Annotated in this window: 16 protein-coding genes; 3 read left to right on the top strand and 13 right to left on the bottom strand. The window is 62.5% G+C overall.

Going from position 1 to position 14,910, the window contains the following annotated elements:
• Nucleotides 1–155: 155 nt before the first annotated feature.
• Nucleotides 156–1,865, bottom strand: coding sequence for a single-stranded-DNA-specific exonuclease RecJ (gene recJ / locus MRBLPB4O_RS05425; RefSeq protein ID WP_341797726.1), 1,710 nt, complete (start codon nt 1,863–1,865; stop codon nt 156–158).
• 8 nt (nt 1,866–1,873) lie between these two features.
• Nucleotides 1,874–2,416, bottom strand: coding sequence for a YaeQ family protein (locus tag MRBLPB4O_RS05420; protein ID WP_016485154.1), 543 nt, complete (start codon nt 2,414–2,416; stop codon nt 1,874–1,876).
• A 131-nt stretch (nt 2,417–2,547) separates the two neighbouring features.
• Between MRBLPB4O_RS05420 and MRBLPB4O_RS05415 the strand changes: the two genes are divergently transcribed.
• A complete protein-coding gene (locus MRBLPB4O_RS05415) occupies nt 2,548–3,747 on the top strand; it encodes a CaiB/BaiF CoA-transferase family protein (protein ID WP_341797725.1) in 1,200 nt (399 codons plus the stop codon).
• A 21-nt stretch (nt 3,748–3,768) separates the two neighbouring features.
• Nucleotides 3,769–4,644 (top strand): TIGR02285 family protein, encoded by an 876-nt coding sequence (locus MRBLPB4O_RS05410; protein ID WP_341797724.1) that lies wholly within the window; start codon nt 3,769–3,771, stop codon nt 4,642–4,644.
• 265 nt (nt 4,645–4,909) lie between these two features.
• Here MRBLPB4O_RS05410 and MRBLPB4O_RS05405 read toward each other — a convergent pair whose 3' ends face one another.
• The 6 genes from MRBLPB4O_RS05405 to xerD form a co-directional block, all read right to left on the bottom strand.
• Nucleotides 4,910–5,191 (bottom strand): DUF3509 domain-containing protein, encoded by a 282-nt coding sequence (locus tag MRBLPB4O_RS05405; protein WP_016501222.1) that lies wholly within the window; start codon nt 5,189–5,191, stop codon nt 4,910–4,912.
• 78 nt (nt 5,192–5,269) lie between these two features.
• Complete coding sequence (locus MRBLPB4O_RS05400; protein WP_341797723.1) at nt 5,270–5,689, bottom strand: histidine kinase; 420 nt, start codon at nt 5,687–5,689, stop codon at nt 5,270–5,272.
• Nucleotides 5,690–5,818: 129 nt separating this feature from the next.
• Nucleotides 5,819–7,228 carry a threonine synthase gene (thrC, locus tag MRBLPB4O_RS05395; protein ID WP_341797722.1) on the bottom strand — a complete coding sequence of 470 codons (1,410 nt, stop codon included), beginning with the start codon at nt 7,226–7,228 and terminating at the stop codon, nt 5,819–5,821.
• A 61-nt stretch (nt 7,229–7,289) separates the two neighbouring features.
• Entirely contained in the window at nt 7,290–8,594 is a 1,305-nt protein-coding gene (locus tag MRBLPB4O_RS05390; RefSeq protein WP_016501225.1) for a homoserine dehydrogenase, read from the bottom strand.
• Nucleotides 8,595–8,677: 83 nt separating this feature from the next.
• The gene (locus MRBLPB4O_RS05385; protein ID WP_016501226.1) at nt 8,678–9,421 is read right to left on the bottom strand and encodes a thioredoxin fold domain-containing protein; all 744 of its coding nucleotides are present in this window, start codon (nt 9,419–9,421) and stop codon (nt 8,678–8,680) included.
• Nucleotides 9,422–9,574: 153 nt separating this feature from the next.
• Nucleotides 9,575–10,471, bottom strand: a complete 897-nt coding sequence (gene xerD, locus MRBLPB4O_RS05380; protein ID WP_016501227.1) for a site-specific tyrosine recombinase XerD — start codon at nt 10,469–10,471, stop codon at nt 9,575–9,577.
• A 68-nt stretch (nt 10,472–10,539) separates the two neighbouring features.
• Here xerD and MRBLPB4O_RS05375 point away from each other — a divergent pair, with 68 nt between their 5' ends.
• Nucleotides 10,540–12,345 carry a sodium:proton antiporter gene (locus MRBLPB4O_RS05375; RefSeq protein ID WP_341797721.1) on the top strand — a complete coding sequence of 602 codons (1,806 nt, stop codon included), beginning with the start codon at nt 10,540–10,542 and terminating at the stop codon, nt 12,343–12,345.
• A 3-nt stretch (nt 12,346–12,348) separates the two neighbouring features.
• Here MRBLPB4O_RS05375 and MRBLPB4O_RS05370 read toward each other — a convergent pair whose 3' ends face one another.
• The 5 genes from MRBLPB4O_RS05370 to rpsP all read right to left on the bottom strand — a co-directional run bounded on the left by MRBLPB4O_RS05370 (nt 12,349) and on the right by rpsP (nt 14,794).
• The gene (locus MRBLPB4O_RS05370) at nt 12,349–12,756 is read right to left on the bottom strand and encodes an acyl-CoA thioesterase (RefSeq protein WP_016501229.1); all 408 of its coding nucleotides are present in this window, start codon (nt 12,754–12,756) and stop codon (nt 12,349–12,351) included.
• A 94-nt stretch (nt 12,757–12,850) separates the two neighbouring features.
• Complete coding sequence (rplS, locus tag MRBLPB4O_RS05365) at nt 12,851–13,201, bottom strand: 50S ribosomal protein L19 (RefSeq protein WP_003252148.1); 351 nt, start codon at nt 13,199–13,201, stop codon at nt 12,851–12,853.
• Between the two features lie 43 nt (nt 13,202–13,244).
• The gene (gene trmD / locus MRBLPB4O_RS05360; RefSeq protein ID WP_049275611.1) at nt 13,245–13,997 is read right to left on the bottom strand and encodes a tRNA (guanosine(37)-N1)-methyltransferase TrmD; all 753 of its coding nucleotides are present in this window, start codon (nt 13,995–13,997) and stop codon (nt 13,245–13,247) included.
• Between the two features lie 3 nt (nt 13,998–14,000).
• On the bottom strand, nt 14,001–14,537 hold the full coding sequence (gene rimM, locus MRBLPB4O_RS05355; protein WP_016501231.1) for a ribosome maturation factor RimM: 537 nt from the start codon (nt 14,535–14,537) through the stop codon (nt 14,001–14,003).
• A 5-nt stretch (nt 14,538–14,542) separates the two neighbouring features.
• Nucleotides 14,543–14,794, bottom strand: coding sequence for a 30S ribosomal protein S16 (rpsP, locus tag MRBLPB4O_RS05350; protein WP_016501232.1), 252 nt, complete (start codon nt 14,792–14,794; stop codon nt 14,543–14,545).
• Nucleotides 14,795–14,910: the final 116 nt, after the last annotated feature.

Below are 14,910 nucleotides of genomic sequence, written 5' to 3'. Positions count from 1 at the left end.
TCATAACTTCAGACTAGACCAGAATGGGTGGGGGGGAGGTTCCATGGGATTTGGGTGCCTGCCTTGAGAGTGATGTCGGCTTTGAGATCGAGCGCCGCGCGGGCGGCGCTGGATTTCCGCACACCACAAGAATCAAGGCAAGCCCAGCGAACCCGTCAGCGCGGCTCCATGTGGGCAATCATCAACTGCACACTTTCGTTGCCACGAAACTCGTTCACATCCAGCTTGTACGCCAGTTCGACCCAGCGCACGGTCGGGTTCGGCCACACTTCGCGGTCGACGCCAAAGGCAATGCCATCCAGTCGAACCGAACCACACTCGCTCTTGAGCACCACCTTCAGGTGCCGCTCGCCCACCACGCGCTGCTCCACCAGCTGGAACACGCCGTGGAACAGCGGCTCGGGGAAATGCTGGCCCCAAGGCCCGGCATGGCGCAGGGCCTTGGCCAGGTCGAGGTGGAATTCCTCCACGGCCAGGCTGCCATCTGACAACAGCCGGCCTGTCAGGTCTTCCTCACGCAGCTGGCGCCGCACTTCTTCGTCGAACGCCTCGGCAAAGGCCGGGAAATTACCCTCAGGCAACGATAAGCCCGCAGCCATGGCGTGGCCGCCGAACTTGCTGATCAGTTGCGGGTGACGCGCCGCCACGGCATCCAGTGCATCGCGGATGTGGAAGCCTGGTACCGAGCGCGCCGAACCTTTGAGCATGCCCTCGCCGGCATCAGCGAAGGCGATGGTTGGCCGGTGATAACGCTCTTTAAGGCGCGAAGCCAGAATACCGATCACACCCTGGTGCCAGTCGGCATCGAACAGGCACAGTCCATACGGCATCGACTCGACCGGCAGGTCCTTGAGCTGGGCCAGGGCCTCGCGCTGCATGCCCTGCTCGATGGACTTGCGGTCCTGGTTCAGGTCGTCCAGCTGCTGGGCCATGTCCTGGGCCAGTGCCGCGTCTTCGCACAGCAGGCATTCAATGCCCAGGCTCATGTCGTCCAGGCGACCGGCGGCGTTCAGCCGTGGGCCGAGGATGAAACCCAGGTCAGTCGAGGTGATGCGCCGGTGATCGCGGCGGGCCACTTCGAGAATCGCCTTCAGCCCTGGCCGGGCGCGGCCGGCGCGGATGCGCTCGAGACCCTGGTGCACCAGGATGCGGTTGTTGGCATCCAGCGGCACCACGTCGGCGACGCTGCCTAGCGCGACCAGGTCGAGCAGTTCGCCGATGTTCGGCTGTGGGTGCGTCTCGTAGCGCCCCAGGCTGCGCAGGCGCGCGCGCAGGGCCATCAGCACATAGAAGATCACCCCTACCCCGGCCAGCGCCTTGCTCGGGAACGTACAGCCCGGCTGGTTAGGGTTGATGATGGCGTCGGCATCGGGCAATTGCTGGCCCGGCAGGTGGTGGTCGGTGACCAGTACCTTGAGCCCGGCGGCCTTGGCTGCCGCCACACCCTCGACGCTGGAAATGCCGTTGTCCACGGTGATCAGCAGTTGCGGCTGACGCTGCAGTGCCACCTCGACGATTTCCGGGGTCAGGCCGTAGCCGTATTCGAAGCGGTTGGGCACCAGGTAATCGACGTGGGCTGCACCCATCAGGCGCAGGCCCAGCACCCCGACGGTGCTGGCGGTGGCGCCATCGGCATCGAAGTCGCCAACGATAAGAATGCGCTGGCGCTGGTCCAGCGCCTCGACCAGCAGGTCGACACCGGCCTCGATGCCCTTGAGCTGCTGGTACGGCAGCAGGCGCGCCAGGCTTTTGTCCAGTTCGGCCTCGGACTGCACGCCGCGCGCGGCGTACAGGCGGGTCAGCAAGGGTGGCAAGTTACCCAGAAATGGCAGGGTCGGCGGCAGGGGACGAGGTTCGATGCGCATGGGTCGCTTCAGCCACGCTCACCAAGCAGCCACTGCAGTTGCACTTCGTGCTGGCCACGGTCATCCGTCACGAACACCGTGCCTTCGCTGATCATCACGTCCCACTTGATGCTGCGCGGCATGTCGGTGGCCAGCGTCTCCAGCACCTCCTGAGGCACGGCAGCGATGTTCAGGTTTTTCAGGTTCTTGACCGCGCCCACCACCTTGCCTTCCCACACACGCAGGCTGCCATAGGCCAGCAGGCTGGTGCGTTCGGTACGGCGCGAGCACCAGGTCAGGCGGTCGGCGTCTGGCTGGCCCACTTCGATCCAGTGCAACACGCGATCGTCCAGGCTCTTTTCCCACAGTGCCGGCTCATCGACATCCGACAGACCGCGGCCAAACGACAAGTTCTCGTTGTACCAGAGCGCATACGCCAACAGACGAACCGCCATACGCTCTTCGGTTTCCGAAGGGTGGCGAGCAATGGTCTGCTTGACGCTTTCGTAGACATTGCGATCAAGGTCGGTCAGATTCAATTCGAACTTGTAGGTGGTGGACGGCTGGGCCATGGTCGACGGGCTTCGTGCAAAAGAAAAGTGGCACAGTCTAACCCATCCGCACCTTCCATGCGCCGCAGCAGTACCCGGCGAAACCGACGTGTGATAAAACCACGGCTCTGCCCAGCTGCCACGGATGCCCCATGTCGACGCCCAGCAAACCCCTCGCCGGCCTCAAAGTTGTCGAACTTGGTACCCTGATTGCCGGGCCGTTCGCCTCGCGCATCTGTGCCGAATTCGGCGCCGAGGTGATCAAGGTCGAATCCCCCGATGGCGGCGACCCGTTGCGCAAGTGGCGCAAGCTGTACGAGGGCACTTCGCTGTGGTGGTTCGTGCAGGCGCGCAACAAGCAATCGCTCACCCTCAACCTCAAGCACCCCGAAGGCCTCGAGATTCTGAAGCGCCTACTGGCCGACGCCGACATCCTGATCGAGAACTTCCGCCCGGGCGTGCTGGAAAAACTCGGCCTGGGCTGGGATGTGCTGCATGCCCTTAACCCGCGCCTGGTAATGGTGCGCCTCTCGGGCTTTGGCCAGACCGGGCCGATGAAAGACCAACCGGGCTTCGGCGCGGTGGGCGAGTCGATGGGCGGTTTGCGCTACATCACCGGCTTCGACGACCGCCCGCCGGTACGCACGGGCATTTCCATCGGCGATTCGATCGCCGCCCTGTGGGGGGTGATCGGTGCGTTGATGGCGCTGCGCCACCGTGAGGTCAATGGCGGCCAGGGCCAGGTGGTGGACGTGGCGCTGTACGAAGCGATCTTCGCCATGATGGAAAGCATGGTCCCGGAGTTCGATGTGTTCGGTTTTATCCGCGAGCGCACCGGCAACATCATGCCGGGTATCACCCCCTCCTCCATCCACACCAGCGCCGACGGCAAGCACGTGCAGATCGGCGCCAACGGCGATGCGATCTTCAAGCGCTTCATGCAGGCCATCGGCCGTGCCGACCTGGCAGATGACCCGACCCTGGCCAGCAACGATGGCCGCGACCTGCGCCGTGACGAGCTGTACGGGGTGATCGACCGCTGGGCCAACAGCCTGCCTCTTGAGCAACTGATGCAGGTACTGACCACGGCCGAAGTACCGGCCAGCCGTATCTATTCGGCCGAGGACATGTTCAATGACCCGCAGTACCTGGCGCGGGAAATGTTCCTGCAGGCCAAGCTGCCGGACGGCAAGACGTTCCGCATGCCGGGCATCGTGCCGAAGCTGTCGGATACCCCTGGCTCCACCGAATGGGTCGGCCCGGCGCTGGGCGAACACACCGAGGCATTGCTCTCCCGCCTGGGCTACGACGCAGCGGCCATTGCCGGCCTGCGCGAAGCCGGCGCGGTCTGACGCCTGGCGCCGCCCTCGCCCATGCGCGCTACCCGCGGGCTACGCCACCTGATCCTGCTGTGCGGGCTACTGCCCGCATTGCTGCTACAGCCTGTCAGTGCCAAGGAACGCATGTTCTGGCTGGTGCGTGACCTGCCGCCGTTCACCATTTTTGCAGGCCCGGAAAAAGGCCAAGGGGTGATCGACCAGTTGTTGCCGCTGCTGATTGGGCAGATGCCCGAATACGACCACAGCATTGTGCGGGTCAACCGCGCCCGTGGCATCCAGATGCTGCAAGACCGCAACAGCTTCACCTGCGACCCTACCCTGCTATGGACCCCGGAACGTGCCGAATATGTGCGCTTTTCCATGCCATCGCTGGGCGTGCTCAGCGGTGGCCTGGTGCTGCGCAAGGAAAACCAGGCGCTGGTGGTGCCGTACCTCGACGGTCAGCAGGTAGACCTGCATGGTCTGCTGAGCAACGACTCGCTGAAGCTGGGGATTGTTGCAGAACGCAGCTACGGCACCCAGATCGACGCCATCCTGCGCCAGTTGCCCGACAGCGTGCTCAGCCGTCACTACGGCAACGATGCCACCGCCAACCTGCTACAGATGCAACAGCTGGGGCGCCTGCGCATGGTGCTCGGCTACTGGCCGGAAGTGCGCTATCTGATTCAGCAGCAAGGGGAGGCACTGGCGGATTACCAGTTTCATCCGGTGCAGGGGGTAGAGCGCTACCAGTTTCTGCATGTGGGTTGCACGGACAGCCCTTTGGGCCGCGAAGCGATCGCGCATATCGATCAGCTGTTACCTGCACTGCGCCGGGATGTTTTGCCGGCGTTGTATGCGCGTTGGCTGGATCCGGCGTTACAGGAAGACTATCTGGAAGACAGCAAACGCTTCTTCGAAGGCCAATAAGCCAACCGACATACACGGTCGCTGTAGGAGCAGCCTTGTGCTGCGAAGAGGCCCTCATGACAAACGACATTCTCAAGCTGCACTGGCCCTTTCGCAGCACAAGGCTGCTCCTGCAGGGAAATGTGCCTGCGCAGAAAAAAGAAACCCCGGACGCTGGGGAGGACGCCCGGGGCCAAGCGAAAGTCCTTGGGGACTTCCCGAGGCAGCCTTGCCAGCACCGGAGCAAAGCACTGGCTGGCTACCCTTACACTGTCTGATACACCACTCAGGCAAAGGTTCCCTGGGGTTGCTGACGCTGCTGCAGCGCCGCGATCACACAAGGCTGCAACCGCCCTTCGGCAATCTGCAAGTCACGGTGCAGGCCATCTACCAGATCGATCAACAGGCGTTGCTCTTGCAACTGACGCTCGCTGACCATGCGTCGCAAGGTAATACCGGCAACGCGGTCGTGAACGGTCAACTGACGATTGCCGCTGGCATCGGCGATGCCAAGCTGGGCCTGATAGGGAGTCAGGGCTTCGTTGAGCAGTTTGCAGATTCTTTCCATCCGGTTCACTCGCTGCGTGGTGGGATATAAAGGAACTGACCAACAGGCGCAGCGCAAAGTTCGTATGCCGCAGCTGTTTCATTGAGCATGCGGGGCAGACATGACAGTTTGAATACGCCGCCACGGGCGCTCGTGCAGCGCTTGCAGGGCACGCTGCAGGCGTGTCGTCGAAAGCGGCCAGGGGAGTTCGGCGAGTACCCAGAGGCCCCGCTTTCTTGCCTCCTGGGCAAGGTTCTGGTGCTTGGGGGTAGCCTGACCGACGAACAGCAACGCTCGTGATCGATGCTGCCGTGCGAGCAGAGAAAGGCCGGCCCGGGTTGGCATGGCGTGGTCGAGAATCAGCAGGTCGGGGCGACGTTCAGCAGCCAGGCAAGCGTCCAGGTCGGTGGCGTTTGCGCTGATGCGCACGTTGAAAATGCCTTGGGCGTTGAGGGCCTGGTGCAGGAGGATCTGGTGGGACGGGCGAGCCTGGTGGATCAACACGTAGGGCTGGTGCATATGCCGCTCCTGGTGGGAGGACCGGCTAATTTAGGCTTGGCGCTGGACGGGCCGAAGAGGAAATTTCTGAAGGATCAAAGGAAAAGGCTGACATGTGGGGCCGCTTTGCGGCCCCACATGGCAACGCGCTTACAACGGTTTGCCGCGGTTGCCGTGCTGGCTGACAAAGCCCTGCACTGCTTTCAGGTCATTGGCCAGCACCGTGCAACGCTCTTCACGGGTGAACAGGTCACTGAGGTGCGCCGGCAGCTCCAGCGCCTTGCCTACACCCGCCTTTTCCACCGCTTCCGGGAACTTGACCGGGTGCGCGGTACCCAGCACCACCATTGGCGTGTCCAGGCTACGACGGCACTCGCGGGCAGCCTTGACGCCAATCGCGGTGTGCGGGTCCAGCACTTCACCGGTGGCAGCGAAGACTTCGGCAATGGTTTCGCAGGTCTGCTCGTCGCTGACAGCCAGCGAGTCGAACAGTTTGCGGGCTTCGGTCCACCGGCCTTGCTCGACGCTGAAGCCGCCACCTTGCTTGAAGTTGTCCATCAGCTCGGCAATGGAGGCGCCGTTGCGGCCGTGCAGGTCGAACAGCAGGCGCTCGAAGTTGGACGAGACCATGATGTCCATCGACGGCGACAGGGTCGCGTGCAGGGTGTCCTTGACGTACTGGTTGCCGCTCATGAAGCGGTGCAGGATGTCGTTGCGGTTGGTGGCGACGATCAGCTGGCTGATCGGCAGGCCCATGTTGCGCGCCAGGTAACCGGCGAAGATGTCGCCGAAGTTGCCGGTTGGTACCGAGAACGCCACCGAACGTGCCGGGCCGCCCAGCTGCAGGGCTGCGTGGAAGTAGTAGACGATCTGGGCCATGATGCGCGCCCAGTTGATCGAGTTGACTGCCACCAGGCGGGTGCCCTTGAGGAACGACTGGTCGGCGAAGCTGGCCTTGACCATTTCCTGGCAGTCGTCGAAGTTGCCTTCGATGGCGATGTTGTGGATGTTGTCCCCGAAGATGGTGGTCATCTGGCGGCGCTGCACTTCCGACACGCGCTGGTGCGGGTGCAGGATGAAGATGTCGACGTTATCGCAACGGCGGCAGCCTTCGATGGCGGCGGAACCGGTGTCACCGCTGGTGGCGCCAATGATCACCACGCGCTCGTTGCGCTTGGCCAGCACGTGGTCGAGCAGGCGGCCGAGCAGTTGCAGGGCGAAGTCCTTGAACGCCAAGGTCGGGCCGTGGAACAGCTCCAGCACCCATTCGTTGCTATTCAGCTGACGCAGCGGGGCGACCGCAGCGTGGGCGAACTCGCCGTAGGTTTCTTCGAGGATCTTCTTGAAATCGGCGTCGGCGATGCTGCCTTCAACGAACGGGCGCATCACGCGGAAGGCCAGCTCGTGGTATGGCAGGCCAGCCCAGGAAGCGATTTCTTCCTGGGTGAAGCGTGGCAGGTTTTCTGGCACGTACAGGCCGCCGTCACTGGCCAGGCCAGCCAGCAACACGTCTTCGAAATTCAGGGCCGGTGCCTGGCCGCGGGTACTGATATAGCGCATGGGTGCAAACCTTCGATGCTGGGGCCGGGGCCGCGCTGGCGGCCCGACGGCAATAATTTTGTCAGTTGAGCTGTTCGACGCGGATACGCACGACCTTGCCGATCACGTCCTGCAGGGCTTCCAGGGCGACGATGGCGTCGTTGATGCTCTGTTCGACCACACCATGGGTCAGGAGGATCATCGGCACCAGGCCGTCCTGCTCCTCGGCTTCCTTCTGCATGATCGACTCGATGTTGATGCCACGCTCCGACAGGATGCTGGCCACCTGGGCCAGTACGCCCGGGTGATCCTTGGCCTGGATGCGCAGGTAGTAGGCGCTTTCGCAGGCTTCGATCGGCAGGATCGGGTGGGCCGACAGCGAGTCTGGCTGGAAGGCCAGGTGCGGTACGCGGTTTTCCGGGTCGGAGGTCATGGCACGGACCACGTCGACCAGGTCGCCCACCACCGACGAAGCAGTAGGCTCCATGCCGGCGCCCGCACCGTAGTACAGGGTGGAACCGGCGGCGTCACCGTTGACCATGACAGCGTTCATCACGCCGTTGACGTTGGCGATGAGGCGGTCGGCCGGGATCAGCGTCGGGTGCACGCGCAGCTCGATGCCTTCGGCGGTGCGACGCGCCACGCCCAGGTGCTTGATGCGGTAGCCCAGGGCCTCGGCATAGTTCACGTCAGCAGTGGTCAGCTGGGTAATGCCTTCGGTGTAGGCCTTGTCGAACTGCAGCGGAATGCCAAAAGCGATCGACGCCAGGATGGTCAGCTTGTGCGCGGCGTCGATGCCCTCGACGTCGAAGGTCGGGTCGGCTTCGGCGTAACCCAGCGCCTGGGCTTCGGCCAGCACGTCCGGGAAGGCACGGCCCTTCTCACGCATTTCGGTGAGGATGAAGTTGCCGGTGCCGTTGATGATGCCGGCCAGCCAGTTGATGCGGTTGGCCGACAGGCCTTCGCGGATGGCCTTGATCACCGGGATGCCGCCCGCCACGGCCGCTTCGAAGGCGACGATCACGCCCTTCTCGCGGGCCTTGGCAAAGATTTCGTTACCGTGCACGGCAATCAGCGCCTTGTTGGCGGTGACCACGTGCTTGCCGTTTTCGATGGCCTTGAGCACCAGGTCGCGGGCGATGGTGTAGCCACCGATCAGCTCGATGACAATATCGATCTCCGGGTTGCTCGCAACTTCGAACACGTCAGCGGTAATGGGGGTACCGGTAATCTGGCAGTTCGGGTTCTGCGAGCGCATGGCGATCTGTGCCACTTCAATACCGCGCCCGGCACGGCGGGCAATCTCCTCGGCGTTGCGCTGAAGTACATTGAAGGTTCCGCCACCGACGGTCCCCAACCCACAGATGCCTACTTTGACCGGTTTCACTGTGAACTCCCCATTGAACGGCCGACACCTTCGCCGACCGTGAAACATGCCGTCACCCCATGACGACGGCGTACTGAATTGGATTACTTGGCAAGTGCCAGCTTGGCGACTTGCGGTGCCGGCTGGTAGCCCGGAATGACCTGGCCGCTTTCAAGGACGATGGCCGGCGTGCCATTGACACCGATCGACTGCCCCAACTGGAACTGCTTGCCGACCGGGTTGGCGCACTTGGCGGCCTTGATCTCTTCACCTTCGACCATCTTGTCCATCGCCCCACGGCGATCGCTGGAGCACCACACAGCCTGCAACTGCTGGTCACCCGGCGAGCCCAGCCCCTGGCGCGGGAAGGCGACATAGCGCACTTCGATACCGCGACGGTTCAGCTCGGGCACTTCGGCGTGCAGCTTGTGGCAATACGGGCAGGTGGTGTCGGTGAACACGGTGATGTGCGACTTGGTCTCGCCCTTGGCAGGATAAACCACCATCTCGGCCGCTGGAATGCCGTTGATGAGCTTGGCGACGCCCATACGCTCGGTTTTCTCGGTGAGGTTGACCGGCTTGCCGTCCTGGATCTGGAACAGGTAGCCCTGCATCACGAACTGGCCGTCGGCGCTGGCGTACAGCACGCGGCCGCCCTGCAGCTTGACTTCATACAGGCCGTTCAGCGGGCTGCTGGCCACGCTTTCGACGGGCACTTCCAGCTCGAGGTTCTGCAGCGATTTGCGGATGGCCTGCTCGGCGACGGCGTTGCTATCGGTTGCCGCGGCAACAGCGAAGGTACTGGCCAGCGCCAACGCGGCGGCGGCGAAAAACTGGGTCACGCGCATGGGAACTCCTGAAGGCGGACAGGGACCGGAGGGCGCCACCTGCGGAAAAGACGCGGTGGCCGTGCGGCCCTTGGTGCAAACCGCCCAAGCCTACCACATCACACCACCGGTGAAGGGCCTTGCAAGGACCAGTCGGCGGAACATGAAAAACATTCATCCACGCGGGTGGTGCTGCGCGTGCAACTGCTGCAGGCGGGCCTTGGCAACGTGGGTGTAAATCTGGGTGGTCGAAAGGTCGCTGTGACCAAGCAGCATCTGCACCACGCGCAGGTCGGCGCCATGGTTGAGCAGGTGGGTGGCGAACGCGTGGCGCAGCGTGTGCGGCGACAGCGATTTGTCGATACCTGCCACCCGGGCATGGTGCTTGATGCGGTGCCAGAAGGTCTGGCGGGTCATCTGCTCGCCGCGCTGGCTGGGGAACAGCACATCGCTGGGGCGGCCATTGAGCAACTCGGCACGGCCATTGCGCTGGTAGCGTTCCAGCCACACCACTGCCTCCTCGCCCATGGGCACCAGGCGCTCCTTGCTGCCCTTGCCCATCACCCGCAGCACACCCTGGCGCAGGTTGACCTGGTCGAGGGTCAGGCTGACCAGCTCGGTGACGCGCAGGCCGCACGCATAGAGCACTTCGAGCATGGCGCGGTCGCGCTGGCCGATGGCTTCGCCCAGGTCCGGGGCCTGCAGCAAGGCTTCAACGTCGGCTTCGGACAACGACTTGGGCAGCGGCTTGCCCAGTTGCGGCATGTCGACCTGCAGGGTCGGGTCTACCGCCACCAGCTTTTCCCGCAGCAGATAGCGGAAGAAACCGCGCAGGCCGGACAGGAAGCGCGCCGTGGAGCGTGGCTTGTAGCCCTGATCGAGGCGCCAGGCCAGGTGGTCGAGGATCAGGTCACGGCCAGCGTCGGGCAGGGAAACCGAATGTTCCTGCAACCAGCCGTTGAACAATGCCAGATCGCTGCGGTAGGACACGCGGGTGTTGTCGGACAGGCCTTTTTCAAGCCACAGGGCGTCGAGAAACTGGTCGATCAGGGGGTGGTCGAGGGCGGGCATGAAGACTCGGTGGCAAACGGCGAATTGGCGCTTAGTCTTTCATAACACTGCAGGCATAGGGAGCCCGTATGAACGAACAGCAGATTCTTCTCAGCGTCGGTGGTATCGGTGCCGCTGCGCTTGCCTGCCAATGGCTGGCCTGGCGCCTGAAACTACCAGCGATTCTGTTTCTGCTGCTGGCCGGGATCATCGCGGGGCCGGCACTGGGCTGGCTCGACCCCGAGGCGCTGTTCGGCCCGTTTCTGATGCCGCTGGTGTCGCTGGCCGTAGCGCTGATCCTGTTCGAAGGCAGCCTGACCCTGCACCTGTCGCAGTGGCGCGAGATCGGCAGCGTGGTGCATCGCCTGGTCACCGTGGGCGCATTGGTCACCTGGCTGGTGATCGCCCTGGCGACCCACTGGTTGCTCGGGTTCGACTGGCCGCTGTCTATCCTGTTCGGCACCTTGACCCTGGTGACCGGCCCCACGGTAATCGTGCCCATGTTGCGTGTGGTGCGGCCAAAGTCGACCATCGCCAATATCCTGCGCTGGGAAGGGATCATGATCGACCCGATCGGCGCGCTGCTCGCCGTGGTGGTGTACAGCTTCATCATCGCCAGCGCCGACGGCAACGGCCTGAGCCACAGCCTGACCACCTTTGCCGGGGTGATTTTTTGCGGCACTGCCCTGGGCGCGGCCGGTGGGTGGCTGCTGGGGCAGATCATGCGCGAGCAGTGGCTACCGGAGTATCTGCACAACCTGGCCTCGCTGGCGGCTGTGCTGGGTATTTTCATCGCCGCCAACCAGATAATGCACGAGTCCGGGTTGCTGGCGGTGACCGTGATGGGGATGTGGCTGGCCAACATGCGCGGGGTCGATGTGCGGCAAATCCTGCACTTCAAGGAAAACCTCAGCGTGCTGCTGATTTCCGGTCTGTTCATCCTGCTGGCTGCGCGCCTTGACCTGCATGCCCTGCTGGGGCTCGGCCCGGCAGTATTGGCATTGCTGCTGGTGATCCAGTTGCTGGCACGCCCGCTCAACGTATGGCTGGCCACACTAGGCTCGGCACTCAGCTGGCGGGAGCGCACGCTGCTGGCGTGGATCGCGCCACGCGGTATCGTTGCCGCGGCCGTTTCGGCGATTTTCGCCATCCGCCTGCACCAGGCCGGCCACGAGGACGCCTTGCTGCTGGTACCGCTCACCTTCGCAGTGATCATCGGCACGGTGGTACTGCAAAGCGCCACGGCCAGGCCGCTGGCGCGCTTGCTGAAGGTCGCCGAACCGGCACCCAGCGGGTTTCTCATCGTCGGTGCCAACGGGCCGGCCCGGGCCATCGCCAAAGCCCTGCAACAATTGGGCTGCCGGGTTTTACTGACGGATTCCAGCTGGGAAAACATTCGCGCCGCGCGCATGGACGGGCTACCGACTTATTTTGGCAACCCCGCCTCGCAGCATGCCGACGCCCACCTGGACCTGGTCGGGCTCGGGCACTTGCTTGGCCTCTCCCCCGCCGGCGAAATCAATGCCCTGGCCTGCGCCAGGTTCCGCCATGATTTCGGCCACGGCCGGCTGTTCGTGCTGGCAAGCGGCCTGGAGAAACAACGCAGCGACAAGCATCGGGCGGCCGAGGAGCACCGCGGGCACTTGCTGGGGGCCAGCTCGATGACGTATCTGCAACTGGCCAACCGCTTGCATCAGGGCGCCGAGCTGTACAGCACCAACCTGACCGAAGGCTTTGATTGGGACGCCTACCAGGCCCTGCACGGCGAGCGTGCGCACTTGCTGTTTGCTCGCGACGGGCATGGCTGGGTGCATGTAGCCAGCCCCGACAACCCGTTACAGCCGCAACCGGGGTGGACCTTGGTGGCACTGATCGAACCAGCGCCGCAAGCATGATACTCAGGCGCCTGGCAGCACCGGCACCGGGCGTTTGTCTTCATCAATGGCGACGAAGCTGAAGACACCGTGAATCGCCCGCTCGCGGCCGTCCAGGTACATGTTCTCGACAAACACGTCCACCTGCACCTGCAGGCTGGTATTGCCGACCTTGATCACCGAGCCCACCAATTCGACGATCGAGCCCGCCGGGATCGGGTGCTTGAAGTCGATGCGGTCAGTGGACACGGTCACCAGCGGCAGGCGACAGAAGCGCGTGGCGGCAATGAACGACACTTCGTCCATCCAGGCCAGGGCGGTGCCGCCAAACAGGGTGTTGTGGTGGTTGGTGGTGTTGGGGAACACCGCCTTGGTCACGCGGGTCACCGACAACTCGGTGCGGCGCTGGATTTCCTGGTCTCGGGTAGTCATGGCAATCACATCTTCGGGGGTTCAAAACGCAAAAAAGCAGCCCGAAGGCTGCTTTTTTCTCGCTAGGCGGCCTTGGCCACCGGGCAAACTGTCCTCAGGACAGTTTTTCCTTGATGCGAGCGGCTTTGCCGGACAGGTCGCGCAGGTAGTACAGCTTGGCTTTACGCACGTCACCACGACGTTTCACGGCCAGGCTGTCGATTTGCGGGCTGTAGGTCTGGAAGGTACGCTCAACACCAACGCCGCTCGAGATCTTGCGCACGGTGAAGGCGCTGTTCAGACCACGGTTACGCTTGGCGATAACAACGCCTTCGAACGCCTGCAGACGGGAACGCTCACCTTCCTTCACTTTAACCTGAACGACAACGGTGTCGCCTGGTGCGAAGGTCGGGATTTCCTTGCTCATCTGCTCTGCTTCGAGCTGCTGGATGATTTTGTTAGTCATGCTGTGCTCCTAAGGTGGACAAACGTGATCCACCATCGATACGTTAACTATCGTTCCGCTCGCGGAGGTATTCCTCGAGCAGCTTTTTCTCTTCTCCAGAAAGTGAGCGACTTTCCAGAAGATCGGCGCGTCGTTCGAAGGTCCTACCAAGGGACTGCTTCATCCGCCATCGCCGGATATGTGCATGGTTGCCACTTAGCAACACGTCGGGAACACGCTGATCCGCATACACCTCAGGTCGGGTGTAGTGCGGGCAATCCAGCAAGCCATCGGTGAAGGAATCTTCCTCCGCCGAGCCTACATGCCCTAAAGCTCCGGGCAGCAGCCGCGTAACCGCATCGATCAGTACCATGGCCGGTAGCTCACCACCGGAAAGCACATAGTCGCCAATCGACCACTCTTCATCGACATAAGCATCAATAAAACGCTCGTCAATGCCTTCATAACGGCCGGCGATCAGGATCAAAGATTCCTGTTCGGCCAAGCCTTTGACCGCTTGCTGATCCAGCTTGCGGCCTTGTGGCGAAAGATAGATTACCTTTGCCGTTGCTCCGGTCGCTTGCCTGGCACTGGCCAGCGCATCTTCCAGAGGCTTGATCTTCATCACCATCCCCGGACCACCGCCAAAAGGCCGATCATCCACCGTGTGGTGGCGATCACTGGTGTAGTCCCGCGGATTCCAGCAAGTGACTTGCAACAAGCCCTGCTTCACCGCGCGGCTGGTAATGCCGTACTCCGTAATGGCCGAGAACATCTCGGGGAACAACGTGATGACTTCTACGCGAAGGTTACCCATCAGTTAGAAATCCGCGTCCCATTCGACCCGCATCACACCGGCTTCAAGGTCGACTGCCAGCACACATTGCGCCGTATAGGGCAACAAGCGCTCACGGTCATCCAGGCTGCCTGCGCAAGGCTTGACCACCATTACATCGTTCGCGCCGGTCTCCAACAGGTGATCAACCGTGCCGAACAGCTGTTCGTCCTGGTTGATGACTTTCAGACCGACCAACTGGTACCAGTAGTACTCGTCGTCCGTCAGGTTGGGCAAAAGGCTGCGCGAGATGCAAATCTCGTAACCGCTCAGAAGACGCGCTTCGTCACGATCGTCGAGCCCTTTGAGCTTGGCGACCAGCTCCTTTTTATTGGAACGGCCACTGACCAGCTCGACCTGCTTGACCGACCCTTCGCGCCGAAGCGTCCAGTTACGGTAATCCAACAGGTTTTCAATCGGATCGGTAAAGGAATACACCTTCACCTCGCCGCGAACGCCGTGAACCGAAAAAATCTTGCCAACGACGATGAGGTCGTCAGCCTTTTCTGGCGTCGCGTTCATACGGTTCAGGCAGCAGCCTTGGCCGCTTCCTTCAGCAGCTGAGCAACACGCTCAGACGGCTGTGCGCCGATGCTCAGCCAGTGAGCAACGCGGTCTTGTTTAACGGACAGACGAACTTCCTGACCACGAGCGATCGGGTTGAAGAAGCCAACCTGTTCGATGTGGGAGCCGTCACGCGGGTTACGCGAGTCGGTTACGGTCAGTTGGTAAAACGGGCGCTTTTTGGAGCCGCCACGGGCAAGACGAATGGTAAGCATTGAACATCGTTCCTGTAGTCGGTGCTGCAAATCATGATGCACAGCGGGCACACGGGTGCCCGAAAGGCCGCACATTCTCAAGGAATATACGGACATTTGCAAATGCCTTTTTACTT

The sequence above is a fragment of the Pseudomonas sp. LPB4.O genome (assembly GCF_038383825.1).
GTDB lineage: Bacteria > Pseudomonadota > Gammaproteobacteria > Pseudomonadales > Pseudomonadaceae > Aquipseudomonas > Aquipseudomonas putida.
Note: the sequence above shows the minus strand (reverse complement) of the source record. Positions and strands in the feature narration are given on the sequence as shown.